Source organism: Lysinibacillus antri (assembly GCF_003977595.1).
Classification (GTDB): Bacteria; Bacillota; Bacilli; order Bacillales_A; family Planococcaceae; genus Ureibacillus; species Ureibacillus antri.
This window is the reverse complement of the sequence record NZ_RYYR01000009.1, coordinates 15,711-38,610: the sequence shown is the minus strand read 5'-3', so window position 1 is coordinate 38,610 and position 22,900 is coordinate 15,711. Positions and strand designations below refer to the sequence as shown.

The window sequence follows — 22,900 nt, the reverse complement described above, 5'->3', positions numbered from 1 at the left end:
TCGTTTTATGTAATGGTTCGAGATAATTGTTCAGATTCCTTCAAAAAATAGAAATAAGCAGACGTTGGGTGTTGACCAAGTCTGCTGTCATTCTTATTGCGTATTTATTCGTTTCACATGGCTAAGCACAATCTTACTTTTCGGGATGCTTGGTATATCATCCATTTCAAAATCTAAGTTTTGTTCAGGCATGTTAAATTCGATTTTATTTACTAAATAATCTAAGCTAACTTTCATAACATCGATCGTAATGCCTTCACCCGCGCATCGGTGTCCTAAATAATAGTCTCCCCCACCTTGAGGGATAAAACTAAAAGGTGTTCCCTCCCAATTGGCAAATCGTTCAGGTTGAAATTCATCAGGATTATCCCAAATTTGTGGATCATGATTTGTGCCATAGAGATCGAGTAATGTTAACGTGCCTTCTTTAAAATCGTACCCATTCCAAGTAAAGTCACTCTTCACTTTGGCCGCAACAAATGGAAAGAACGGGTAATAACGACGCACTTCTTGCACAAACATTTTTGCATAATCCGGATAATTTTTTAGCTTTTCCTTTTGTTCAGGGAATTGTAGCAGCGCAAGTACTGTGAAATTAATATAAATGGCGATTGCCACAATCGGTCTCAACATATTAATTACTTCTACCGTCGCCGTTTCAGCATCTAATAATTGTCCATCTACATCCTTATGGAAGGCAAACTTGTGTAAAACAGAGTCTTTTGGATACTGTACCTTTTTGTCTCGCGTATCTTGAATCATTTGCTGGACTGTTTTTTCAATGACATTTCGTAACGTTCTACCCATCCAATGCGCAGGTCCAATAGCAGCAGGAGACTCAAACATCGCCGCTAACTCTTTTGTCATCGTTTTCACTTCATTTTCATGTAAAGGAGCACCAATCCATTTAAATGCCACTTTACACAACAGCTCTTTCACTTCTTCATACAGTTCAATCTGTTCCATTTTAGTCCATTTATCGATGGATTGTTCCCACTGATTTGATGTTATTTCTAATAGATTGGTAATAGACTCTTGATGCATGACAGACATGAGTAACGCTTTTCGGTTTTTGTGCTCTTCCCCATCTAACGTTTGCACACTATCTTTTCCAAACAATGATTGCACAATACGATTTGGTGCGGCATCAGTTCTTTGAAATTTTGTAGCATCATAAAACAACGCTGCCGCTTCTTCCCCAGTCATACAGATCGCCTTTTTACCAAGAATCCTCGTTTCAAAAACATTGCTATTTAAGTTTTCGCTTCTATTTTTTATAAAGTTATATCCTTCTTTTAATAAGCCAAAACTGTGGTCAAACCCTTCTTCACGTGGCATTTGATTTTCCATAATTGTCACCTCTTTTTATCTTCTATTTCTAGTCTTTCTAAAGATTTGCAGTTTATGTATAGAAAAGTACGAACAATCTCAACACTGAAGATAAAAAACACCTCCAACAGTTTGAATTGGAGGTGAGTAATTATAAAATGAATGAATAAGATTTTGATGATTCCGTACCGAATAATTCCGCTAATTGTCCTTCGTATTCTAATTTTAACGTATGGATGCATTGGATATCATGAGGGGAAATAAGGCATAATGGCTTTTCAAATCGAATAATACCGCCTTCATTTAATACTTCTGCAACAAACTCAGAGCAAAAATAAGCGTTTTTTCGGTTAAGAGGTTTATTAACAATAAAAGAAAAGAGTCCTAGAAAATTATACCGATATCGATTGCGGTCTTTCTCAATCTGCTCGATAAATGCGCGCATCTTTTGAATTTGTTCTTCTGTTACTTCACAGCTATAAATCGCACACCTTGCATTAATAAAAATACCTTGGCGTACATCTTCATTTACAAAACCGCCGATGAAAGGATTACGAGGCTTTTTACGTCCGAAACTGTATACTTCGGCAAATTGTTCATCGAATGCAATAGAAGCATGGTTATACGGTTTTTTCGTATATAGTTTTATCATCTTCGTCAACATACTGCCCGTATCCGTAAGTAATAAGTATACTTTTTTCCTCTCCATAAAAATTCTCCTTCGTAATTGTGTCTCCATTCTACTATAAGTGAATTATTTCCAAATTGTAACCGACTATAGAAATAGTTATCTATCAGTCTAGAGACTTAGTTCGTTGGCAGTGCTAGTGTTGTACTCTATAATTGATAGACGTTACAAGAGGTATATTATTCTATAAACTATAAGACAAATAGAAATATACCAGTAAATAATTGATTTTTAGAGCATTTTTATTAAATTACCTACTTTGTAATAAATTCGACTCATTATTTTAATTCCTGGTTATACCAAATAGATCATTTTGTGTGATATAATCCAAATTAACAGTAGTAATATTTTCTATTTTAAGGAGGAAATTATTATGATAATAGACCGCGAAATTTTATTGTTAGAGAAGGCCATTGGTAGAAGTGACTATCCAGGAGCTCGCAAGATATTGGAACTACATGCTGAGAAATTTAGACGCCCTCATATCCGATCTAAACTAAATATGGAAGCATTAGCATTATTGAATTGTGTGGATGAGCTTAACAATGAGGATAATAAAGAATTATATTCAAGAGAAACGCAACTAATTATTCAACATATTAATAAATTGGCTTATGACTGCCGATTTTCTGAAATTAAACGGTTTACTTTTTTGCAAAAGGATTTACTTGCAAATCCAAAAATTTATAACGCTTTAAACTCGGATGCAAAGGCATTAATTGCACCTCCTAGCAGCGAAGTGAATGACCATCTTACAGTTTTAAGTTAAATAGAAAAAAACCCGGAAGTCTTTAGTTTCCGGGCTACATTTCACTAATCCTCATGATCTGTCAAGCTTAAAGTAATCTCAAAGTTTCATTACGAAGGTTAGAGATAGATGCTTTTCTTAACATTTTTGGGCGGATTACCAGACGTTGAGTTGTCCTTTGCGTTAATCATAACGGAAATCCCTCCCGTTTATCATGTCGGATTGTTGTAGTGAAATCTTTTATAGCATAGCTAATAATAATGTTTTTAATCTGAGGATTATTTCTTTTTACTGTTTTCTTGTTTGAGATGTTCTCGTAATTTTTTGTACCGTTTAATATCGTTTTTCTTGATTGGAATAATTTCGTGCTTGAGCATTTTCCATAAGGTAATACCAAGTAACAACACAATAACGGCAAATGGTAATGCAGCAATTAATGAGGCAGTTTGCAGAACATCTAGTCCACCCGCATATAACAAAACTGCCGATATTGCCGCCATTAACATCCCCTAAATTAGCCATCCCACACAGCAGTACGTTTATAAGAAAATGGGTATTAAAAAAACCCGGAAACTGATTTCCGGGCATGTGTCTCACTGAAATCTTCATGATGATCTAAAACTGTCTAGCTTTTGCTTCACTTCTCAAAATTTGGTTTTGGAGAGATACCTCCATTTGCCCACTCATTCGAGATCTATGAACTCTTGGCTTTTCCCAGTTTCGGTGGTTCTTCTGAGAATTCGGACCAAATGGACCCTTCCTACTCATCGGTTACACCCCTATTCATCATAATTGATTCCCTTTGTGAAATCTTTAATAGTATTGATCATTTTTTATAGGTTATACGATTTATTTTGAAAAATGATTATCCAGTATGAAAAAATAAAAAAACCCGGAAACTAATTCCCGGGCATGTGATTCACTGAAATCCTCCTGATGCACTATAGCTGTCTAGCGTCAAAATCGCCTTCCCTCAAACGTTGGTTATGTGGTGTCACTTTCGTTTCACCATTCATTTGAGATTTTTGAAATTTCGGCTTTTCCCAGTTACGGTGATTCTTAGCAGAATTAGGATCAAGTATACCCTTTTTACCCATCGGTAACACCCCTGTTCATCATGGTTGATTCCCTTTGTGAAATCTTTAATAGTATAAACGGCGATGTTTTTTCTATACTGAGTAAATGCATTTTAACGTTCAATTTTAAATTGACTTACCATCACATCAAGCTGCTCAGACATTTCTCGTAACTGTTCAATGGAAGCATACACTTCTTCCGTTAAGGCTAATTGTTCCTCCGTGAGCTCTGCAAAATTCGTCGTTTGATCTGAAGAATGTTTTGCAATATCATGTACTTCTTCAACCACTTCTACAATTTTAGTACTACCAGTAGAAAGTTGAATAATGGAGTCATTTACCATTTCAATTTGATTTGTTACTACATGAATAGCTTGATTGATTTTGTTAAAAATAGCATTTGTATTGACAATGACTGCTGTACCTTCTTCTACCTCTTTATTTCCATTTTCCATTGTTTTAATGGCGTCACTTGTTTTTAGTTGTATTTCATTAATAAGACCTGCAATACGGTTGGCTGCATCTCCAGATTGCTCCGCTAATTTCCGTACTTCATCTGAAACCACTGCAAATCCTTTACCATATTCACCCGCACGAGCAGCTTCAATCGCAGCATTTAATGCTAATAAATTGGTTTGATTTGCAATATCTGTAATCATTACAACAATTTCATTAATTTCATTGGATTTAACGCCCAATTCTTTAATTACCTCTGAGGAATGATATTGAGCATTTTTAATTTGCTCCATTTGTTTAATGGCATGCTCCAGTTGCATTTTCCCATTTTCTGAAACATCATTTGCCAATTCTGAAGAGGCCGATACTTCAGCTATGTTATGGGTAATCCTTTGAATTTCACCGGACATTTCTTTTATCGTTTCTGCTGCATTCGAAATAATCGATACTTGTCGATCTGCCCCTTGCATGATTCCTTGAATTGCAGTTGTTAGTGTCTCTGTCATACTGGAATTATGTTCTGCTGTACTTGACATTTCTTCAGAAGAACTTGCTAATTTTCTTGAGCTTTGATTAATCGTTTGAATCATACCCTTCACATTGTTTACCATGTCATTAAAGGAGTGTGTTAATTCACCGATTTCATCTTTACGTGTCGTTTCAAGCTGAACCGTAAAGTCACCATTTTTTACTTTTCGCATCTCTAAAGTCAGTTGTTTTAGTGGACGATTAATCATACGCGCAACCAAATAAATTACCAGTATAATTACGAGTAGGACAATAATCGTAAAAATAATTGTACTTTTCTTTTCCTCATTCATTAATTCATAAATGCGATCTGCATTGAAATCTGCGCCTACAACACCCATTATTTCTCCATTCTGCATAATAGGTACATAAGCAGTTACCGTTGCTCCATATTCTTTACTATAAGATAGTTCTCCGATTTGTGCTTCATTTGTTTCAAATGCTTGGATTAAACTTTCATATTCATGCTCCTCAACTTCACCTAACGCGGATGCGTCGTCCGAGTCTAAAGGCGCACCGTCTACCACATAAAAGTATTCATATGCTCCATCGTCCTTGCTCATTCGATTCATTGTATAAAGGTACTTTAATCCATTCAATTCTTTTAATTCATTAAGTTGTTCACGTAATTCCTTATAGTAATTCGTTTCTCCTGTTACAGGTGAAATTTGTTCATATTGCTCGATATCGATTTTCTCTACAACCTTTTCAGCAATTAATTTTGCCTGTGTACTAATCGAATTGACCACAAGGCTAGTAGATGATTGATAGATTGTATAGCTCATAATGACGGTTGAAATGATGAAAATAGATGAAAAAATCACGAGCATTTTGGTTTGTAAACTTTTCATAGTACCCCTCTTTTTATAGAATCCTTTTTCCTAACGAATCAAATTATCCCATAGGACTTTAATAATATTATGTATGTAGTATTACGAAAATTCTATAAAAATAGTTTCAATTTATATAGATTTTTCCAAATATTTTATACATATAATAATGACTCAACACTTCAATAACGCAAAACTAGATTCCCCAATAGGTAATTGTGTCGAATAAACCAATAATCATTAGGAGAATACCAGCAACCCTCTGAACTACAACACCCACTTTTTTACTTTTCTTCATAACCACTCCCTTCACGCTCACTGCTTCAATAAGTGCAAAAATAACAAGTAAAGGTATAGAAGTAGCTATAGCAAAAATAGCGGGTAGGGTAAAACCATACGATGAGGATCCAACTACCGGCATAAGCCAAACAAAAAATAACACAAACATCGTCGGACAGAACGCTAAAGAGAAACTAACTCCTAATAGAAACGAACCGACCTTGCCTTCTTTCATGATTACAGGAATTCGTTGGGTAAGTCGATTTATAAACTTAAGTTTTACTCCTCCAATTAACACTACACCTGTTAAGAGAAGAAGAGGGCCAATCATTTTTCGAAATAGCGGGAAATAGTTTGTCATTTCACGTTCGAAAGTTTGACCAAAGTTCCATGCAAACAACCCAATAACACTAAAAATCATTATTTTCCCTAAAATAAAAAATAAAACTTCTAGCCAAATATCCTTTTGTATTTTACGTTGGCCGTAAAAAGTGATTGCACTTATATTTCCTGTTAACTGGCATGGTGCAAATGCTCCAATCACCCCTAAAAGAAAGGCCGTCACGAATGGAGAATGCTCGTATGTATTAATAAATGTTGTGATAGGTTTGCTAAAAAAGTTGCTTATTTCAAAAAGGAATTGATACATAGCAAAACCTCCTTCCCTTTAAAGTTACTACTTTGCTTCATTGAAATAAAGAAATAAAGGGGAACACTTTTCGCCCAACTCCATATTTTATAGAGAGGAAAGGAGCGATTTATTTGGTATCCATTGAACCAATCGAATTAAATGGACATATGTTTACTGCTGTGACGGTGCTTTTACCGAAAACAACTTTGTTAACTGTATCAAATGAAAACGGGTATATCATGTGTGGTGCGCTAGACGTTGGCCTTTTAAACAGTAAACTAGCTGATCGAAAAATCATTGCCGGCCGCGCTGTTGGTGTACGAACAATTGACGAATTATTAAAAGCACCACTGGAATCCGTTACTTATGAAGCAGAAAAATTAGGCATTGTAAAAGGTATGATTGGAGAAGAAGCTTTATTAAAAATGATTTAGCCAGGGAATACTTTTCTCTGGTTATTTTTATTTTACTAATTCAATAAAAATGGCACCTATTTTCGCGTCATTCGCTAAATAGGTGCTCCATTTTAGTGACCCATTGCATCACTAAATTTGCCCGTCATCTTTTCAATTTCCACTTCAAACAATTCAGTTTTTGGTAGGATTGGATATCCACCCTTTTCAAATGTCCAATTTGGATCGCCATACTTTTTCCACAGGCAATCATAGAACCATTCTTTTTTTGCATCTTCTTGAATATGTTTAATTGTCCCAAAAATTACTACACTCGTATAGCCTAATGCAGATTGACAGGCATACTTTTTCCCCGGAACCACATCACCCATTTCGCTCACTTCGATACTTACACGCTGATTTTTTTGTACATTTGACCAAAAATGGCTTTCGCGTAAATTTCCTATATGTATATATAGTTTTGTACCTTCTTCGTACACGTAAACAAAGGGAATGACATATGGATATCCATCTTCTCCGATCGTCGCGACGTGCGCTACTTGTGCATGTTTTAAAAAGTGGTACGCATCCTCTTCTGATATTTCTCGTTTCTTGTTGTTCATAATACCTCTCATAAGCTCTACTCCCCCTTTTTAAATATATATTCTATATACTTCTTTAAATCCCTTTATTTTCATATACTTTTTTGCATAAAATTATGTAACAAGTAAATTATATTAAAAACTTGTTTCGCACTTTATTTCTAAAAACACAAGAATATGATAGAATCATTTATAGTAAACAAACTAGGGGGTAAAACAAATGGCTAGTAATGCATTAAAAACAGATGCTAAAATCTCACCAGAACGTGTAGACGAAGCATTATCAATTCGTGACCGTTTAATTATTGAATTATTCGTAAGTGTACTTGATGAACAATTAGTAGTTGAGCGTCATATTTTAAAAGAACGTTTAGCAAATCTTGTTGAACTTGCTGAATACGATCCAGAACTAAAAGAAACAATCCACGGCATTGTGGCAAAAATGTAAGACAAAAGGAGGCCTAATTTGAAAGCCTCCTTTTTTATTTCACTTTTTTAGGACAAATATTTAGTACTGGACAAACATACACTTTCTACAAATGCCACGACAATGGAGGATGTTATGTTAGAAAGTGCGCTACTTTATATGGTGATTTTAAGAATTCTTTCTGGAAGCATCGAAATTACTGCAGCTGGCTTAATGTATAAATTCCAGTCCGTGGAGAAGGCGTTGGCCATTAATTCCATGCTTGCTCTTGTTGGTCCAACGATACTCATTATTACGACTGGTATTGGGATCGCCGGGCTCAGTGAGAAAATATCCTTTTTAAAAATGGTTTGCTTATTTAGTGGTGTATTGCTCATATTAATTAGCTTAAAAATGAAATAATGCTTACTATTTAAACCAACCTTTTTTTCGAAACCATAAAAGCATTACAACACCAATAACCGCCATGAGTCCTAGGGAAAAAAAATAACCATTTTCCCAACGCAATTCAGGGATATTTTCAAAATTCATCCCATAGATTCCCGCAATAAAGGTTAGGGGCGCGAAAATCGACGTAATAATGGTTAATAATTTCATCACATTATTTGTTTGGTGGGAGTTTAGCGATAAATAACTATCCCGAATATCTGCTGTTACTTCACGATTTGTCATGACCATTTCAGATAATTTTAAGAGATGATCATAAATATCGGAAAAGTACTCTCTTCTTTCCTCAACTCGATTTAAATTTAGATGATGTGAATTTAACATACGATAGAGCAAATCACGCATTGGATTTACCGTATGCAATAAATTCAGTAGCCGATTTCGCGTTTCAAATAATTCATTCATTAACTGGTTCATGGAGTTGTTATTTGTGTTTTCAATCATCTTCTCTAATTCATCTTCAATTTTATAAATCAGTGGGAAATAGTTGTCTACAATTTTATCTAAAATTTCATAAAACACATAATGAGCATCCCAATTCACGAGCGAATCCAGCGTGATGATCCGATTCCATACTTTCGTCACCTCTAGGGATGGCACTTTATGAAAGGTCACAATACAATTTTCTCCAACGAAAAAATCAAGTTCTTCCTTTACAAGCTTTTCATTGTCTTCACGAACAAGATGGGTTACATAAAATGTGTAGTTATTATAATAATCTAACTTCGGTCGTTGGAAATCATGTACACAATCTTCTATGGCCAGTGGGTGAAAATGAAATGTATCCGAGAGATGCTTTAATTCTTCTTCTGTTGGTTCACTAAAATCCACCCAAAACCATTTGTAATCGGATAGTACTGCGCTGTGAATGTCGATATTTTTTTCAAGATGATCATCATTTGTTATTCCTAAAAAATTTATCATCGAATAAAACCCTTCTTCAATTATTCGCAATTGTTATAGTAAAAAAAAGATATAGATTTTGGAGCAGTTAACGTATGTTCACCTTAACAGTTTTATCAAATGTTAATCATTTTAAGCGCTGGAGATTAGGAACAACAAAAGTTATTACGAACAGTTTTAGCTTGGAGAATTATAATTATAGCTACGGAAAATTAGTTGCGGATTTACTGGATAACCTTGTGCTTAAATCTACAGGCGTTCTACAAAAGAGAAAGTGCTAGTCCTCTAATGTTATGAGGAATAGCACTTTTTTGTGGAATCTTGATTATTTCTTATGTGTCATTTTCAACAATAAATTTCAGCTTATTTAACTTGTTATGCCAGAATTGTTCAAAATAAGCTAACCAATCTTTTAGCTCTTCTAATGGCTCCGATTGTAAGGAGTAGATTTTTTCCCGTCCACTTTTTTCTCCGCGTACAAGTCCAACTTCCGTCAATACAGCTAAATGCTTTACAACCGCTGTTCTTGTCATATCAAAATGGGAGGAAATTTCCGCAATCGATTGATTTTTTTTAGATAATAAATAAAGTACTTCTCTTCTCGTTGGGTCTGCTATAGCAAAAAACACATCGTACTTTTGAGCAGAGGCGGACATTAGCCTTCCACCACTTGTTTTAGTTTTTGTACAATGCCACCCCAACCTTGATTCATTGTATTGCGGATTTCTGTATTTAGTCTTCCTGCTTTCGGTACAACCACACCTTCTGCTTTCCATCCACCATGAATAAGGGTGAATTCCGTTACGCCGTCTACTTCTTTTAAAAGAAATGATACGATCCAACCATCTGTGTCCCATTGAAAAGCTAATTTGTTTGGTTCATCAATTTCGATCACTTTACATGGTGAAGGACCAAATGGGGATTGAATTGTAAACTCGTATCCTTCTTCTAGTTTAAAATCACTTGGCATGAACCACTCTGCAATTGCCTCCGCAGTCGATACATAATCCCATACCTTTTGGATCGGTGCTTGTATTGTCACTGTTTGAATAATGTCTGGTAAATTTGTTGTCATTCTTATGTTGCTCCTTTTTACGGTTAATATGTAACCTTTTAGTGTCATTGCGTATTATATATAACCAAAAGGTGTCATGTCAAACGACCAGGAGCCATAATCGTCTCCTGTTTTAGAAATTCTAATATTTGTTCGAGTTTGGCTAATATTGGGGCGACTTTGGCTAATATTGCCCCCAGTTTGGCTAATATTCTTTTCTCTTTGGCTAATAACTCGCAGCTTTTGGCTATTATTTATGAACTCGCAGGAATTTTCTCGTATTTCACTTTATATTTATCTAATACTCTACTAAACTGGGACGCGATGATTTGCTGAAAGAGCATGCCAAACACAACTGGCATAACGACTTTTCCTGGGAAGTAGGTACTTGCGACAACAACGCCCACCGCAATATTGCGCATGCCTCCAGTAAAGACAACCGTTGTGATGATACTTGGATCTTTGAAAAGGAAATGACCAAGTACTAGACACATGGCATAACCCGAGATTGCCAGTACAAACACGACAGCAATAATGCCAGCAATCTCCCACGTGACATTTTTTAAGTAAGGTGCGATAACACTACTATTAATCATGACGATTAAAAATAAACTTAACTTTTGAAAGGGCGCAAGTTTTTTTCCTACAGTGACATTAATTGACCCCTTCGTCCATTCATTCAGCAATACAGCAACAATGGAAGGTAATACAATCATCCAAAGTAAATCAAGCATGATCGACCACGTATCGATTTCAATTGTACGTCCTACAACAAGTTTCACTAACAATGGCATCACAATTGGCGATAAAATTGTATCGATTAAAATAATGGATAAACATAGTGGTAAATTGCCACGGCAAATACTTACCCAGATGAAACTTGTCACTCCTGTGGGAACGGCTACAGAAAGGACAAAGCCAATCGTTACTAAATGATCGTCAAAAAGAACGGTTGATACAAAATAAGCCCACACTGGCATGATGATATGTAAAAAAGCGATCGTCCCTAATATAACCCATGGATATTTCGTAAAACTCTTTAACCCTTGAAAGTTCATACTTAAACTACCAGCAAAGGTCATAAACGCAAAAAGCCATGGGACTAAAAACAACAACTGTCCGCCAATATCTGAAAGTAACACCCCAATAAGTAAGCTGACAGGTGTAAGAATTGGCATCATTTTTTGGAGATATTTATTTATACTGTCAAGCATCCAAAAGCCTTCTTTCCTTATAAATCCTACCCTCACTATACACTTAAAGTTTTTAATTGTTAATGTTTCAATCCAAAGCTCAAATAAAAAAGCCCTATCATTAGGACTTTTTAAGTATCGTTACGTTCTTTTAGTATGTCTTGAATAATCTCAATATGAGAAGCTGCCCATGCCTTTTCTCGAAAATGCATAAAGAGACTGAATGTGATCCCTAAAATATAAATAATAATAAATATCATCCAATTTCTACTACCTTCTACAAAAAGAATGGACTGTAAATTTTGAGAGAAGATTAAAAATAAAAATGGAATGGATGATACATAAATGGGAATCATTCCAGAGCCATTATTTTCTTTTACTAAACGATAGTAAATTAACTTTAAGATGTCACTGTCAATGGATTGATAAAATGCGCGGATTTCTTGAATATCTCGTAAGTATTTAGATTCTTTTATCGTTTTTGGATCCCTTTTTAACCGTAGATAGATTTTATGTGCATCACCACGAAGGAAATTCAACAAATCAACCCCCTTTGTAATTGAGCTTTGAATCATTCCTACAAAACTATGTCAGTATATTGTGGGGGAAATATTAATAATTATACGAAAAAAGCCGATGATTCACCGACTTGCTACTCAGATCATTATTGTAGGTGTTTTGGAGGTTGGTAGTCGTGGGAATTTTGAGCAACCTCTGAGAATAAATTGGTTTTATTTTCAGGTTGCTGAATGTTTAAATTGGATTGTGCCTGATAAAGGGAATGCAATAGTAAACTCATCTGTTGGAGATCTTGTCGTAATTGTTGAAATTCCCCTTTAGTCACTGGTTGTGCATCTGGCTTTAAAATAAACCCTACCTGGCCATTTGGTTCTAATGTTGCCCATTGAATATCACTTATAGTTGCTACATTTTGTTGTCTTAAATTCATCTCTAACTGGTCGACCGTTAGACGTAATTTTCTTAAATTCTTTTCATTTAATGTCCCGTTTTCAATTAAAATCTTGGACTTCCCTGTTATAAATTTTTCAACACTGTCAAATTTTAATTGAAGAAATTCGATGGCAACTAACGTAAAAACTAGTACAGCACCAACGGCAATGGTTACCCAAACATTTTTTCCTGCTACAGGTTGAATTAATAAGGAACCAATCCCAATCATGATTACTGTCTGCGCCAAGGTCATTTGAGAAATCGATTTTCTCCCGGCTACCCTTAAAAGCAGTGTTCCACCAATGACAATTAAAATTGCTTTCCAAATCCAATCAAAGTCCATTTATATACTCCTTTTTCATTACATATTTTCCGTTAGTATCAACGGATATTTACGAACTATGCTAGAAGAAGGATGCAACTATATTTGTTTACTTTCCTTTGGTAAACTGCCATGACAAATCCATTTTTCAATCATTTGATTAAAATAAGTTGGATTGGCCATCGAAAGCCCATGTCCTATGTTTGAAAGGATAATTCCTGTACAATTTGGATTGCTCTCAATAATCTTGAATGTCGACTTTTTCATCATTGCCTTTTCCTTTTCACCAACCGTTACTAATATTTTCGCTTTTGCTTTACTAAATTGTTTTGGAAGGGTAAAAGACATATTTTCTTCTAATATACGAGTAAGTGTATGTAGATTTATTGTCGAGCTTTCATTGTAGTACCTTTCAAAATTATTTTCATCAATATAGAGTGATTTTGCTTGTAGTTTTGAAAAGAATTTATTTTTTATTAACGGATAAGTGAGCTTCATTATTGGTTTTATGAGTTTTTTAATTAATGGGCTCGGTAACACCAATGCACTATTAATGATTGCATAGTCAATTAACTTAGCATCTAAACTTAGCATTTGAATCGCTACCTGTGCTCCTAAGGAAAACCCAATGACAATGACCTTTTGACCACTTGCTTTTTGTCGGATTAATTGGTTTATTTGTTCGGCACTCTTTTGAATTGAAAATGGTCCCTCGCCCGCGCTCTTACCTTGCTCTGGTAAATCCGGCACAATACAATAGTAATTTTGAAAATATTGGACCTGCTTTTCCCACATCCAACCGCTAACTCCCCCGCCATGTAAAAAAACGATTAACGGCGCATTTTGATTACCAAACTCTTGATAATACAAGATTAAAAAAACTCCTTTCCTAGAGGATTTTTTCGACTATTATTTTTCGATACATACCACCTAGCATGACAGGTGAATCCTCTTCAATTTTTACTTGGTTCTGTTGGGGAATGATTTCTTCAAAGCTTCGACCGATATCTGTACCTAATGTGCTAATTATTGGTCTTACTACCCGTTTCGGTAGTGATAGTTGTTTATTTTTGGGCGCAAACTTATCAAATATTATGATTTTCCCATCTTGCTTCAACACGCGTGACATCTCTTGAAAACACTGGGTTGCATCAGGTACGACGGAAAGAATTAAACTTGCCACCACATAATCAAAGGTTTCGTTTTCAAAGTCCATTTGTTGCGCGTCCATTACGATAAATTGAATTTGAGAACCTTTAAATTTATTTTGAGCTTTTGCTAACATATCTGGTGAATAATCGATTGCAGTAATATCTAGAGTTTTATGATCCATTAATTCTAAGTCTGCACCGGTCCCAACCCCTACAAATAGAATTTTTTGTTGCTTTTCAAATGGAATTGTTTCAAATACTTGTTTTCTTGCCTTTAAAAAAATACCTGAATTAAAGAACTTGTCATAGATTGGGGAGCCTATTTTATAAATGAAACGATTCCACTTATTATTCATCTTCTTTTTTCCCCTTACTTAACGCAAAATATTTGTTACTTCCAGGAAGCATCTTAATGGTATTCCAAGCTTCAATTGCTTCTTTTCGATTTCTCCCTTTATTATTTGGATCTGCGAAAAAGTCCCGAATAAATTGATTGTATTCGAATTGTGAAGCAATATCCTTACTATAGGAAGGATCCTTTTTTCGTTCTTCTTCTGCATACCAAGCATTTACCACATCACGATATGTCTTCCCTATATTCGTTTTAAAATAATTTTGGATATAGGTTGAAAAATGGAATTTTGGAATGACCGATTGAAAAAAGGCTCTTACCTCTTGGCTACATCGATGATTTTCCGGAATAACCGTATCTAATGTTAATGGTCCTGAACTTTTCTTATGTACCCTTTTTGTTCTGCTAGGTTTCGTCATTTCACCTGTAGTAAGAAACGTTTGGATTCTCTCTGTCAGCTCCATTTTCGAACCGGAAGCGCTCATTCCCACCTCTTTACAAAAAGATTGCAACTCTTCTTTTAGCCAATAAAAGTCGTTAAAGTTTTGAAGTGTAATATTTTTCGTTAATTCAGGCCTCATCACTATTCCCCCAAGGATCTCTATATCTGTATAAACGTATAGTTAAAGTTTAAGTTTCTTTAAACTCCATACAAAAAGGCTCCCTTGTAAGAAAGCCCTTTTTATACCTTATTTTAACACTCCACAACATCTTCCGTTAGTACTTCAAATGCGTCTTTTACATCTTTAGCAAAACAAATTGGTTCGTCTATCTTCACAAAATGAATATACATTAAACGCGGATCTTCAAATAGCCAGTGATTGTGGAAAGCCGTTATCAAAATATTTTTTTCACGTAATTTACTCGCTAATGGATTGAACTCTTCTTGAAGAATAACCGATTCGCCACTACAAAGCGCTGTTCCATCTGATGCAAGTGATTCAAATACAAACATTTGAGGAATTAATAAGAATGACTTTCCTCTTCTTCCCATTACACGAGGTTTAATATTAAATCTTGAATCCATCACCGTACAGACGCCATTTTCAAAGGTATGCATGCCCCCAAGGATTTTATGGAATTGTTCGCAAATTCCCTCCGCTTCCTGTGTTGAAGGTTGCCAATTTTTACGGAAACTTCCTACGTCTTTTTTCGTAAGGACTCTAAGCGCTCTTCTCGTTTTCCGCGCAAAGGACAGTGGCTCTTCAATGGATTGAAAATGAATGTACAATAGTCGGGGCTCTTCAAATAACCAGTGATTGTGTAAGGCCGTCACAATGATTCCATTCTCTCTTAATCGAGAAATAAATGGGTTTACCTCTTCTTCAAGGATAACTGTTTCTCCAAGACATAACGCATTTCCTTTACTGTCCACTTTTTCAAAGGAAAATGCTTGAGGTACAAACATAAAGGACTCTGCTGCACGACCTAATACAGTTGGGCGGATATTCGTTCTTGAACGAGTGGCAGTACAAACCCCATTAATCACACCAGGCGTAGCACCTAAAATTCTTGCAAATTCTTGGCATAGCTCGCTTGGTTCAACTTGATTCATTTTATCCATTTCGACATATCCCTTCCTAGTAAATTTACTCTATAGAAGTCTATTCAAGTAAACTTATTTTGACAGGGCCATTTTTAAAGATGGGCATTTTTTAAATTACGTATAGATATAATCCCATGATTCCAAAACCAACAAAGGTAAACAATACAATTTTTACTGTTGAAGATTTTTTAAATGCCGCAAACAAAATTTCTGTTACGGTAACCGTCACCATAATCCCAATTGTAAAGCTTATGAGAAAAGCAGAGAGTAATTGAAATTCAATACGAATATAATTCCCGATATAAACACCCAGTGCAACAGGGATGGAAACAAAGACGTTTAGGGTTAGCCATTGAATGACGTTGGTTCCTGCTACCATTAGTACGGTAAATAAAATGACACCTTCAGGGATACTATGAAAGAAAAGTGTTTGTAATAATGGGATGGTGAGCTCTGCTTCTAAATTGGTACCAATCATGATTCCTATTGGAAAATTATGAATCGCAATACTAAACATTAATAATAATCCCGTACGAATCGAACGTTTTTCCTTTGAAAGGAGCGCCTCTGATTGATTGAAATGAAAAATACTATGTAACCCTTTGAAGAGAATAAATCCTAAAAAGATGCCAAGAAAGCTAATTACCCAATCACCTATCTCAATAGCTTCAGGTAAGATTTCTATACTAATTAAACCAAAAATTAATCCTGCGCAAATTGCATAAGTGGTATCCATTTCCTTTTGGAACCGTTTCAACAACCACGCAATGCATCCCCCGATAAGGATTGCAATAAATGACGTTATAAATGCGAAAAGCCACATACGTTATCACCTTTTTTAGTGGATTAATAACGTATATGGCTGATTGATAGAATATATGTGGGACAAATTATTAATTTCTGATTTTACTGCACTATACGATCGTTAGTATCTCTTTAAATGAAGTCACAACATAATTGGCTAATTCTAACTCGCTTTCTTGAGCAAAATCAAAACGTACACCAATTGAGGTTAATTGATTGTCCTTTGCTGCTTTAAAGTCCGATGAACGATCCCCTATAACGTAACCTTTTGTAATGTGATTTTCCTTTATGATCCATTGAACGAGATCTGATTTATTATTCGAAGAGATGCATTCGATACTATAGACTTTCTGAATAAACCGGTTTAATTGATAGTGTTCTATGATCGCTTGTAAATACGCCATTTCGCCATTACTTGCAACATATAAAGGATATTTCATTGCTAAAAGCTTCATAGTGTCTTCTACTTCGTGATAAAGGGCGCCATTCCCACTTTTTATTTGCACAATCAGTTCTTGTTGAAACCATTCGTTACTTTGGTTTCGTGTTTCTAATGAATGCATTGGACACAATGTTTCCCAAACAATTGGTAATGGTACGCCCATAATTTCACGATACTGTTCGATGGGTGTTGCGCCCTTCCAAAGATTTTCAGAGCGCAACTTATTAAATGTTGCTTCTAGAGCAGGCTCTAATATTAAGTTTGTTTGAAAGAGTGTACCGTCCATGTCGAATATAATGGCTTGTGTCATATAAAATTGCCCCTTTCTTTAATTTAGTGCTGTTCTTAACTTAACAATTTTCCGCAAAAAAACAAGGGACCTTAAACCCCTTGCTCCATTAACATATTATTAAACTCTAAGTGAACCACGAAATCCTCTAGCAGCATAGTAGGAATCCGCTCCATTGTGATACATGAAGACGCGACCATAGCGGTAATCGCAAAAAATGGCACCACCGAGTTCTCGAATATCAGCAGGTGTTTTTACCCAACTAGACGTTTTTAGATCGAAATGTTCTAGTTTCTGCAACTCGCGATATTCTTCCTCTGTTAACAGTTCAATACCCATTTCAGTAGCCATATCCATAGCGCTCGTTTCTGGTTTATTTTTCTTCCGTGCATCCAACGCTTCCCGGTCGTAACAAACACTTCTGCGCCCTTTAGGACTTTCCTTGGAACAGTCGCAAAAAATGTATTCCTCATTATCCTCATCATACAGAATGACATCCGGTTCGCCTTCTGTTCGTTCCATTTCATAGAGCGACCATAGTTTTTTAGGGTTTTCTTCTAGTTTTTCTTGAACTTTGACCCATCTAACATTTTCATGACGGTGCATGTTTTTCTCAAATCGTTCCTTTAATACATTTAATAGTTCTTCTTGTTGTTCTACTGACAAGCTCTTAGTAGTCATATTCGTTGCCCCCTCATTGCTTTCTTTAGATTATTTTGGGAAAGTTTCCTTTTAAATAATCATACATGGTTATTGCTTTATTAACATTTATTTATTGGAGGAATTTAATCAACAGCATGGAATTATCTAGATTGACACTTACTTTGTTACGGGTGTATTTTTTCCAATTACTACACATATCACAACAATAATCGCTAAAATAATCGTTAGCCATGTAATCGATTCTCCTAAGAATAATACAGAAAACCCAATCATTAAAAAGGGTTGTAGATATTGGATCTGTCCTACTCTTGCAATCCCTCCCAGAGACATCCCACCGTACCAAGCAACATACGCTAAAAACTGACTCACAACAGCTAGATAAAATAAACTTACCCAAGCTTCTATAGGTGCTTGTAAAATATCAATGGAAATACTTAAACCAACAGGAAGAATAAAAAATGGCGCTCCAATTAATATGGCCCAAGCAATGACTTGCCAACTTCCAAGCTCTTTTGACAGTTTTCCACCTTCTGCATAACTTAACCCCAGGACTAAGACAGCTGCAATTAGGGCAATATCGCCTTTTTGCAATTGACCTAAACCTAAATATACTGCGTAAATAAATACGATTACTGCACCCATAACACTTGCAATCCAATATCGTTTGGAGGGTCGCTCACCTCCACGCCACATTGCAAAACCTGCTGTTGCAAGTGGAAGTAAAGCAAGCTCAATAGCACCATGGGATACAGGAAGTGATTTCATCGCAAATGTTGTTAATAACGGGAAGACAAGTACAGCACCAACAGCGACAATTATTAAGCTTTTCACTTGGTTTTTATTCGGTAATGATTCTTTTTTTATGATAAAAATGATACTTACAATGATCGCTGCAATCACTGTCCTACCTAACCCAACAATTGTCGCACCAAAATAAGGGACAGCGATACTTGTAGCGGGCAATGTAAGACTAAAACAAACAATGCCCAATAATCCAAGTAGCATACCTCTTTTTATATTGTTTTCCATTCAAATCCCCCCTTCACAAGCAGATTAATGTATTCCATAATTAGGAATAAGTTAACTTCATTGTATTTAATGCCTTCTTTTTTTTAAACTTAAGAATTCCATATCTGTCATAGGACAGATACAAAGGAGAGTATAGATGTCTACAAAATATAGAGGGATTTTAGAATGGGTGAAACAACAAATTGAGGATAAAAAATTAAAAACAGGAGATAAATTACCTTCGATTCGGGAGCTCGCAGAACAATTTCAATGTAGTAAAAATACGGTTGTAAAGGCCTTACTTGAATTGGAAAAACAACATATCGTCTATGCAAAACCAAAAAGTGGCTATTACGTTGTTGATTATTATCAAACACCAAGCACACATGAAAATGAGATAGATTTTTTATCAGCAGGTCCAGATAAACGGATTATGCCTTATGAAGATTTTCAGCATTGCATGAATCAGGCAATTGACCATTATAAAGAACAATTATTTACCTATAGTGAGCAACAGGGGCTTCTTTCTCTACGGAAGGAGCTTGCAAAGTATTTACAACAGTTACAAGTATTCACGAAACCGGAGCGACTTGTCATTACTTCTGGCTCACAGCAAGCACTTCATATTTTATCTCTCATGCCATTTCCAAATGGGAAGAAAAATGTAGTGATTGAGCAACCTACTTACTTTGGCATGGTAGATTCTTTACAATTAAATCAGATTACCACGTTCGGAATTGAATTAACAATGGCGGGGATTGATTTTGAAAGACTTGAGAACTTATTTCGAACGAATGATATTAAATTCTTTTACCTCATTCCAAGATGCCATAACCCATTAGGACATCATTATACAAATGAAGAAAAGAAAAAAATCGTTGCTCTTGCAGAAAAATACGATGTGTACATTGTTGAGGATGATTACTTAGCAGAATTAGATAAGGATTCAAAGGCAGATCCTTTGTTTGCATACGAGCCTAACGGAAGAGTCATTTATGTTAAGAGTTTTTCGAAAGTATTTTTACCAGGGTTACGTGTTGCTACGGTTGTACTCCCTGAAAAAATGATTCCCTCTTTTATTCATTATAAATTCAGCACTGATTTCAATACATCACCATTGTCACAAGGAGCTTTAGAAATCTATTTAAGAAATGGCATGTTTCAATATCATTTAGAAACCGTAAAAACGCTATACATTAAAAAAATGAATACATTGTTAGAAGCTTGTTCATTGTATTTACCAAACTATGTGCAATTTACAAAGCCTAAAAACGGTTTTTACCTCACTATTTTTTTACCTTCCCAAATAGATGTCGATAAACTGATTTACCTATTACATGAAAAGCATATATATGTTGATAATGCTTCAAGAATGTACTTAGCCGAAAACAAACAGAAAGCCATTCGACTAAGCATTTCACAAGTAAATGAAAATAAGATAAACTTTGGTATTCAACAATTAGCAGAAACGATAATTGATCTATGTGAAAAAAAGAAATATAATCCACTCTCGTTTAAATCGTATCATTAAAAATTAGAAAGCCTGTTAGAGATTATAAAATAACTATTACATCCTTCATTATTGGATCCATATCTATTTAGTTAGTAGTATACATTTCCAGCTTATAAAGCCATATCGCAATTAAGGTAGGACTGCCTTAATTGCGATAAATTATTACGCTAGTAGTGCTTGCTTGTCCCTACCAATCATAGGTTCAATTTCGAGCCAACAACCTCACAGTCACATTCGTACCTTTACCTAGCTCACTTTCAATGACCAGTTCCCCATCATGGCGTCCGACGATCTCTGTCACAATCGCAAGCCCTAAGCCACTCCCTTGACTAGAACGGGATGTGTCAACTCGGTAAAAACGTTCTTTTACTCTTTCTAGCGCATCCTTAGGTATTCCAATTCCGTAATCACGTATCGACACAACAACTGTATGCTCTTCGCGTGAACAAGTCACTACAATCTTTCCCTTTACCTCACTATAACTAATAGCATTAGACAATAAATTATCCCAAACTTGCTCGAGTAAATGCTGGTCTGCATAAATTTCAATCGGCTCTAGCTCATACATAAGTTCAATCTGCTTATCGTCTAGCTTCCAACGCTTTGCAAATAAAAGCTCCTTCAGCTGCTGATCCAGTGAAAATGTTTGCTTCTTAATCGGTAAATTCTTTTGATCTAGTGAACTTAGTAACAATAACTGCTTCGTCAGTGCTGACAATCGTTTCGTTTCTGACTCTATTATCCCTAAATATTGGACACGTTCTTCTTCTGTATTATCTGCATCTTTTAAGACATTCGCATAACCTTGAATATTAAGAAGTGGTGACTGGAAATCATGTGACACATTATTGATAAAATCCTTTTTTAATTGATCATTTTCCGCTAAACGTTGTGCCATTTTTTGAAAGTGTAGTGCAAGCTGACCCAGTTCATCATTCCGTTTAATTTTTAAATCAATGTCATAGTTTTCCTGTGCAATTTGTTCTGTTGCACGCTGTAATTGCTTTAACGGTTGCACAAGTTGGCGCGCTAATAAAATCATCGCAACGAAAATAATGATTGCACTAATTAATAAAAATCCGACAATTAAATAATGCATTTCTGTAAACGAGGAGGCATTATCCATGCGAATAAACATTGCGTAATTTTTATTGTCAATTCTAAATGGAACACCAACAGTATTTTGTATATCATTAGCATAGTGGTTCATAATCGAGAATTTTTGCTTATAATTTCGAATTCCGTGATAAATAGCATTTGAGCCGACGAGGGCTAGCATCTCATTATTCAATTTCGTTTTCGCGAATTCATTACCATAGTTTGTAATTTCTTTGTTTCCATCAACTATAACGATCTGATAACCTAACTTAGCGACAGACTGAAAATATTCATCCATTCGTTCAGCTGGCATTGTTTCTACAATCTCAGTAACTTCAAGGGCTATTTCTAAGTTTTTTTCATCTGTATCTACACGAATTTGATTGTTGTAAATTTGACCAAGCAAAAATATAGATAGGGTAAGACTTGCAAAGATGACTACTAAAGTCACAACAATATATTGTTTGTATAATGTTTTCATTTGATTTCCTCAATTTTATAGCCAATTCCTCGTACTGTTTGAATTTTTACTTGGGCATGGACTTCCTCTAAACGTGAGCGGAGGCGCTTTATATGAGTCGTTAGTGTGAAATCATCACCCTCATAATCATACCCCCATACATGTTCCATTAGTTGGTCACGCGTAAATACAATATCTGGTCTGCTACACAAAATACTTAACAATTCAAATTCCTTTAGTGGTAAAAGTAGTACTTGTTCACCAACCTTAATCTCAAAAGTGAGTCGGTTAATTAACATATTACCAAGCATTGTTTGGCTTCGTTCAAGTTTTTGAAACCGTCGTAAAATAGCACGTACGCGAAACAGTAATTCTTTAGGCTCAAATGGTTTTACCATATAATCATCAGCCCCAGCTAAAAAGCCTTTTTCTTTATCTTCAAGCGTCGTTTTTGCGGTAAGCATCAACACTGGAATTTCTCGCGTTGCTAATTGCTTCGTTAATGAAATACCATCCATATTGGGCAGCATAACATCGACAATTGCCAAGTCCAAATCCCCTTCATTTAACAAGTTCATCGCTTCAAGACCATCACTTGCAAATACTGTGTTGAATCCATCTTTTTTCAGATGAATTCCAATTAATTTCTGGATATACGGATCATCGTCCACGACTAATATGCGCATTAGAGTCACAACCTTTCTCTTAAATAAGATGC

29 protein-coding genes are annotated in these 22,900 nt (G+C 35.4%); 5 read left to right on the top strand and 24 right to left on the bottom strand.

Annotated elements, in window-relative coordinates; all coding sequences use genetic code 11:
* Window positions 1-93: 93 nt before the first annotated feature.
* Both cypC and EK386_RS08320 read right to left on the bottom strand, forming a co-directional pair.
* Window positions 94-1,350 carry a CYP152 family fatty-acid peroxygenase CypC gene (gene cypC / locus EK386_RS08325; RefSeq protein ID WP_126658703.1) on the bottom strand — a complete coding sequence of 419 codons (1,257 nt, stop codon included), beginning with the start codon at window positions 1,348-1,350 and terminating at the stop codon, window positions 94-96.
* 130 nt (window positions 1,351-1,480) lie between these two features.
* Window positions 1,481-2,038 (bottom strand): hypothetical protein, encoded by a 558-nt coding sequence (locus EK386_RS08320; RefSeq protein ID WP_126658702.1) that lies wholly within the window; start codon window positions 2,036-2,038, stop codon window positions 1,481-1,483.
* A gap of 352 nt (window positions 2,039-2,390) precedes the next feature.
* Between EK386_RS08320 and EK386_RS08315 the strand changes: the two genes are divergently transcribed.
* Window positions 2,391-2,786: a hypothetical protein gene (locus tag EK386_RS08315; RefSeq protein WP_126658701.1), complete on the top strand. Its 396-nt coding sequence runs from the start codon at window positions 2,391-2,393 to the stop codon at window positions 2,784-2,786.
* A gap of 257 nt (window positions 2,787-3,043) precedes the next feature.
* Here EK386_RS08315 and EK386_RS08310 read toward each other — a convergent pair whose 3' ends face one another.
* The 5 genes from EK386_RS08310 to EK386_RS08290 all read right to left on the bottom strand — a co-directional run bounded on the left by EK386_RS08310 (window position 3,044) and on the right by EK386_RS08290 (window position 6,583).
* Window positions 3,044-3,265 (bottom strand): BCCT family transporter, encoded by a 222-nt coding sequence (locus tag EK386_RS08310; RefSeq protein ID WP_246027624.1) that lies wholly within the window; start codon window positions 3,263-3,265, stop codon window positions 3,044-3,046.
* A 115-nt stretch (window positions 3,266-3,380) separates the two neighbouring features.
* Entirely contained in the window at window positions 3,381-3,533 is a 153-nt protein-coding gene (locus EK386_RS08305; protein WP_126658699.1) for a YpzG family protein, read from the bottom strand.
* A gap of 173 nt (window positions 3,534-3,706) precedes the next feature.
* Entirely contained in the window at window positions 3,707-3,862 is a 156-nt protein-coding gene (locus EK386_RS08300; protein ID WP_126658698.1) for a YpzG family protein, read from the bottom strand.
* 92 nt (window positions 3,863-3,954) lie between these two features.
* Window positions 3,955-5,676 (bottom strand): methyl-accepting chemotaxis protein, encoded by a 1,722-nt coding sequence (locus EK386_RS08295; RefSeq protein WP_126658697.1) that lies wholly within the window; start codon window positions 5,674-5,676, stop codon window positions 3,955-3,957.
* 175 nt (window positions 5,677-5,851) lie between these two features.
* Window positions 5,852-6,583 carry an urease accessory protein UreH domain-containing protein gene (locus tag EK386_RS08290; RefSeq protein ID WP_126658696.1) on the bottom strand — a complete coding sequence of 244 codons (732 nt, stop codon included), beginning with the start codon at window positions 6,581-6,583 and terminating at the stop codon, window positions 5,852-5,854.
* A gap of 149 nt (window positions 6,584-6,732) precedes the next feature.
* On the opposite strand from EK386_RS08290, the gene EK386_RS08285 reads away from it, so the two are divergent.
* Window positions 6,733-6,999, top strand: coding sequence for a YunC family protein (locus tag EK386_RS08285; protein ID WP_370511991.1), 267 nt, complete (start codon window positions 6,733-6,735; stop codon window positions 6,997-6,999).
* 92 nt (window positions 7,000-7,091) lie between these two features.
* On the opposite strand, the gene EK386_RS08280 is transcribed toward EK386_RS08285, so the two are convergent.
* A complete protein-coding gene (locus EK386_RS08280; RefSeq protein ID WP_126658694.1) occupies window positions 7,092-7,592 on the bottom strand; it encodes a pyridoxamine 5'-phosphate oxidase family protein in 501 nt (166 codons plus the stop codon).
* 187 nt (window positions 7,593-7,779) lie between these two features.
* Between EK386_RS08280 and EK386_RS08275 the strand changes: the two genes are divergently transcribed.
* The gene (locus EK386_RS08275; RefSeq protein WP_126658693.1) at window positions 7,780-8,007 is read left to right on the top strand and encodes a phosphate-starvation-inducible protein PsiE; all 228 of its coding nucleotides are present in this window, start codon (window positions 7,780-7,782) and stop codon (window positions 8,005-8,007) included.
* 114 nt (window positions 8,008-8,121) lie between these two features.
* Complete coding sequence (locus tag EK386_RS08270; RefSeq protein ID WP_246027623.1) at window positions 8,122-8,388, top strand: YqhV family protein; 267 nt, start codon at window positions 8,122-8,124, stop codon at window positions 8,386-8,388.
* Between the two features lie 6 nt (window positions 8,389-8,394).
* Here the strand turns inward: EK386_RS08270 and corA are convergent, their stop codons facing one another.
* The 14 genes from corA to EK386_RS08195 form a co-directional block, all read right to left on the bottom strand.
* Entirely contained in the window at window positions 8,395-9,357 is a 963-nt protein-coding gene (gene corA, locus EK386_RS08265; RefSeq protein ID WP_126658692.1) for a magnesium/cobalt transporter CorA, read from the bottom strand.
* A gap of 311 nt (window positions 9,358-9,668) precedes the next feature.
* Window positions 9,669-9,992 (bottom strand): ArsR/SmtB family transcription factor, encoded by a 324-nt coding sequence (locus EK386_RS08255; protein ID WP_126658691.1) that lies wholly within the window; start codon window positions 9,990-9,992, stop codon window positions 9,669-9,671.
* Window positions 9,992-10,417 (bottom strand): SRPBCC family protein, encoded by a 426-nt coding sequence (locus EK386_RS08250; RefSeq protein WP_439331226.1) that lies wholly within the window; start codon window positions 10,415-10,417, stop codon window positions 9,992-9,994. The genes EK386_RS08255 and EK386_RS08250 overlap by 1 nt, the downstream gene beginning before the upstream one ends.
* A 227-nt stretch (window positions 10,418-10,644) precedes the next feature.
* Complete coding sequence (locus tag EK386_RS08245) at window positions 10,645-11,604, bottom strand: bile acid:sodium symporter family protein (RefSeq protein ID WP_126658689.1); 960 nt, start codon at window positions 11,602-11,604, stop codon at window positions 10,645-10,647.
* Window positions 11,605-11,714: 110 nt separating this feature from the next.
* Window positions 11,715-12,122: a hypothetical protein gene (locus tag EK386_RS08240; RefSeq protein WP_126658688.1), complete on the bottom strand. Its 408-nt coding sequence runs from the start codon at window positions 12,120-12,122 to the stop codon at window positions 11,715-11,717.
* A gap of 125 nt (window positions 12,123-12,247) precedes the next feature.
* Entirely contained in the window at window positions 12,248-12,877 is a 630-nt protein-coding gene (locus EK386_RS08235; RefSeq protein ID WP_126658687.1) for a DUF421 domain-containing protein, read from the bottom strand.
* A gap of 78 nt (window positions 12,878-12,955) precedes the next feature.
* Complete coding sequence (locus tag EK386_RS08230; protein ID WP_246027622.1) at window positions 12,956-13,726, bottom strand: alpha/beta fold hydrolase; 771 nt, start codon at window positions 13,724-13,726, stop codon at window positions 12,956-12,958.
* Between the two features lie 19 nt (window positions 13,727-13,745).
* Window positions 13,746-14,363 carry a class I SAM-dependent methyltransferase gene (locus EK386_RS08225; protein WP_126658685.1) on the bottom strand — a complete coding sequence of 206 codons (618 nt, stop codon included), beginning with the start codon at window positions 14,361-14,363 and terminating at the stop codon, window positions 13,746-13,748.
* Complete coding sequence (locus tag EK386_RS08220; protein ID WP_126658684.1) at window positions 14,356-14,940, bottom strand: DUF6434 domain-containing protein; 585 nt, start codon at window positions 14,938-14,940, stop codon at window positions 14,356-14,358. The genes EK386_RS08225 and EK386_RS08220 overlap by 8 nt, the downstream gene beginning before the upstream one ends.
* Before the next feature lie 113 nt (window positions 14,941-15,053).
* A complete protein-coding gene (locus EK386_RS08215) occupies window positions 15,054-15,923 on the bottom strand; it encodes an LppY/LpqO family protein (protein ID WP_126658683.1) in 870 nt (289 codons plus the stop codon).
* A 91-nt stretch (window positions 15,924-16,014) separates the two neighbouring features.
* Complete coding sequence (locus EK386_RS08210; protein ID WP_126658682.1) at window positions 16,015-16,728, bottom strand: ZIP family metal transporter; 714 nt, start codon at window positions 16,726-16,728, stop codon at window positions 16,015-16,017.
* Between the two features lie 91 nt (window positions 16,729-16,819).
* On the bottom strand, window positions 16,820-17,461 hold the full coding sequence (locus tag EK386_RS08205) for an HAD hydrolase-like protein (RefSeq protein ID WP_126658681.1): 642 nt from the start codon (window positions 17,459-17,461) through the stop codon (window positions 16,820-16,822).
* Between the two features lie 99 nt (window positions 17,462-17,560).
* On the bottom strand, window positions 17,561-18,121 hold the full coding sequence (locus EK386_RS08200; RefSeq protein WP_126658680.1) for a DUF4256 domain-containing protein: 561 nt from the start codon (window positions 18,119-18,121) through the stop codon (window positions 17,561-17,563).
* 138 nt (window positions 18,122-18,259) lie between these two features.
* The gene (locus EK386_RS08195) at window positions 18,260-19,132 is read right to left on the bottom strand and encodes a DMT family transporter (protein WP_126658679.1); all 873 of its coding nucleotides are present in this window, start codon (window positions 19,130-19,132) and stop codon (window positions 18,260-18,262) included.
* A 136-nt stretch (window positions 19,133-19,268) separates the two neighbouring features.
* On the opposite strand from EK386_RS08195, the gene EK386_RS08190 reads away from it, so the two are divergent.
* A complete protein-coding gene (locus EK386_RS08190) occupies window positions 19,269-20,642 on the top strand; it encodes an aminotransferase-like domain-containing protein (protein ID WP_126658678.1) in 1,374 nt (457 codons plus the stop codon).
* A gap of 184 nt (window positions 20,643-20,826) precedes the next feature.
* Here EK386_RS08190 and EK386_RS08185 read toward each other — a convergent pair whose 3' ends face one another.
* Window positions 20,827-22,203, bottom strand: a complete 1,377-nt coding sequence (locus EK386_RS08185) for a sensor histidine kinase (protein ID WP_126658677.1) — start codon at window positions 22,201-22,203, stop codon at window positions 20,827-20,829.
* Window positions 22,200-22,868, bottom strand: a complete 669-nt coding sequence (locus tag EK386_RS08180; RefSeq protein WP_126658676.1) for a response regulator — start codon at window positions 22,866-22,868, stop codon at window positions 22,200-22,202. The genes EK386_RS08185 and EK386_RS08180 overlap by 4 nt, the downstream gene beginning before the upstream one ends.
* Window positions 22,869-22,900 lie beyond the last annotated feature (32 nt).

Bases quoted from the DNA above. Each gene is read 5' to 3' on its own strand.
- EK386_RS08310 (WP_246027624.1), bottom strand. From the start codon at position 3,265: ATGGCGGCAATATCGGCAGTTTTGTTATATGCGGGTGGACTAGATGTT.
- EK386_RS08220 (WP_126658684.1), bottom strand. From the start codon at position 14,940: ATGAGGCCTGAATTAACGAAAAATATTACACTTCAAAACTTTAACGAC.
- EK386_RS08225 (WP_126658685.1), bottom strand. From the start codon at position 14,363: ATGAATAATAAGTGGAATCGTTTCATTTATAAAATAGGCTCCCCAATC.
- EK386_RS08205 (WP_126658681.1), bottom strand. From the start codon at position 17,461: ATGACACAAGCCATTATATTCGACATGGACGGTACACTCTTTCAAACA.
- EK386_RS08195 (WP_126658679.1), bottom strand. From the start codon at position 19,132: ATGGAAAACAATATAAAAAGAGGTATGCTACTTGGATTATTGGGCATT.
- EK386_RS08180 (WP_126658676.1), bottom strand. From the start codon at position 22,868: ATGCGCATATTAGTCGTGGACGATGATCCGTATATCCAGAAATTAATT.
- EK386_RS08185 (WP_126658677.1), bottom strand. From the start codon at position 22,203: ATGAAAACATTATACAAACAATATATTGTTGTGACTTTAGTAGTCATC.
- EK386_RS08305 (WP_126658699.1), bottom strand. From the start codon at position 3,533: ATGAGTAGGAAGGGTCCATTTGGTCCGAATTCTCAGAAGAACCACCGA.
- EK386_RS08235 (WP_126658687.1), bottom strand. From the start codon at position 12,877: ATGGACTTTGATTGGATTTGGAAAGCAATTTTAATTGTCATTGGTGGA.
- EK386_RS08200 (WP_126658680.1), bottom strand. From the start codon at position 18,121: ATGACTACTAAGAGCTTGTCAGTAGAACAACAAGAAGAACTATTAAAT.
- EK386_RS08255 (WP_126658691.1), bottom strand. From the start codon at position 9,992: ATGTCCGCCTCTGCTCAAAAGTACGATGTGTTTTTTGCTATAGCAGAC.
- corA (WP_126658692.1), bottom strand. From the start codon at position 9,357: ATGATAAATTTTTTAGGAATAACAAATGATGATCATCTTGAAAAAAAT.
- EK386_RS08315 (WP_126658701.1), top strand. From the start codon at position 2,391: ATGATAATAGACCGCGAAATTTTATTGTTAGAGAAGGCCATTGGTAGA.
- EK386_RS08300 (WP_126658698.1), bottom strand. From the start codon at position 3,862: ATGGGTAAAAAGGGTATACTTGATCCTAATTCTGCTAAGAATCACCGT.
- cypC (WP_126658703.1), bottom strand. From the start codon at position 1,350: ATGGAAAATCAAATGCCACGTGAAGAAGGGTTTGACCACAGTTTTGGC.
- EK386_RS08295 (WP_126658697.1), bottom strand. From the start codon at position 5,676: ATGAAAAGTTTACAAACCAAAATGCTCGTGATTTTTTCATCTATTTTC.
- EK386_RS08275 (WP_126658693.1), top strand. From the start codon at position 7,780: ATGGCTAGTAATGCATTAAAAACAGATGCTAAAATCTCACCAGAACGT.
- EK386_RS08270 (WP_246027623.1), top strand. From the start codon at position 8,122: ATGTTAGAAAGTGCGCTACTTTATATGGTGATTTTAAGAATTCTTTCT.
- EK386_RS08190 (WP_126658678.1), top strand. From the start codon at position 19,269: ATGTCTACAAAATATAGAGGGATTTTAGAATGGGTGAAACAACAAATT.
- EK386_RS08245 (WP_126658689.1), bottom strand. From the start codon at position 11,604: ATGCTTGACAGTATAAATAAATATCTCCAAAAAATGATGCCAATTCTT.
- EK386_RS08210 (WP_126658682.1), bottom strand. From the start codon at position 16,728: ATGTGGCTTTTCGCATTTATAACGTCATTTATTGCAATCCTTATCGGG.
- EK386_RS08320 (WP_126658702.1), bottom strand. From the start codon at position 2,038: ATGGAGAGGAAAAAAGTATACTTATTACTTACGGATACGGGCAGTATG.
- EK386_RS08290 (WP_126658696.1), bottom strand. From the start codon at position 6,583: ATGTATCAATTCCTTTTTGAAATAAGCAACTTTTTTAGCAAACCTATC.
- EK386_RS08285 (WP_370511991.1), top strand. From the start codon at position 6,733: ATGTTTACTGCTGTGACGGTGCTTTTACCGAAAACAACTTTGTTAACT.
- EK386_RS08280 (WP_126658694.1), bottom strand. From the start codon at position 7,592: ATGAGAGGTATTATGAACAACAAGAAACGAGAAATATCAGAAGAGGAT.
- EK386_RS08215 (WP_126658683.1), bottom strand. From the start codon at position 15,923: ATGGATAAAATGAATCAAGTTGAACCAAGCGAGCTATGCCAAGAATTT.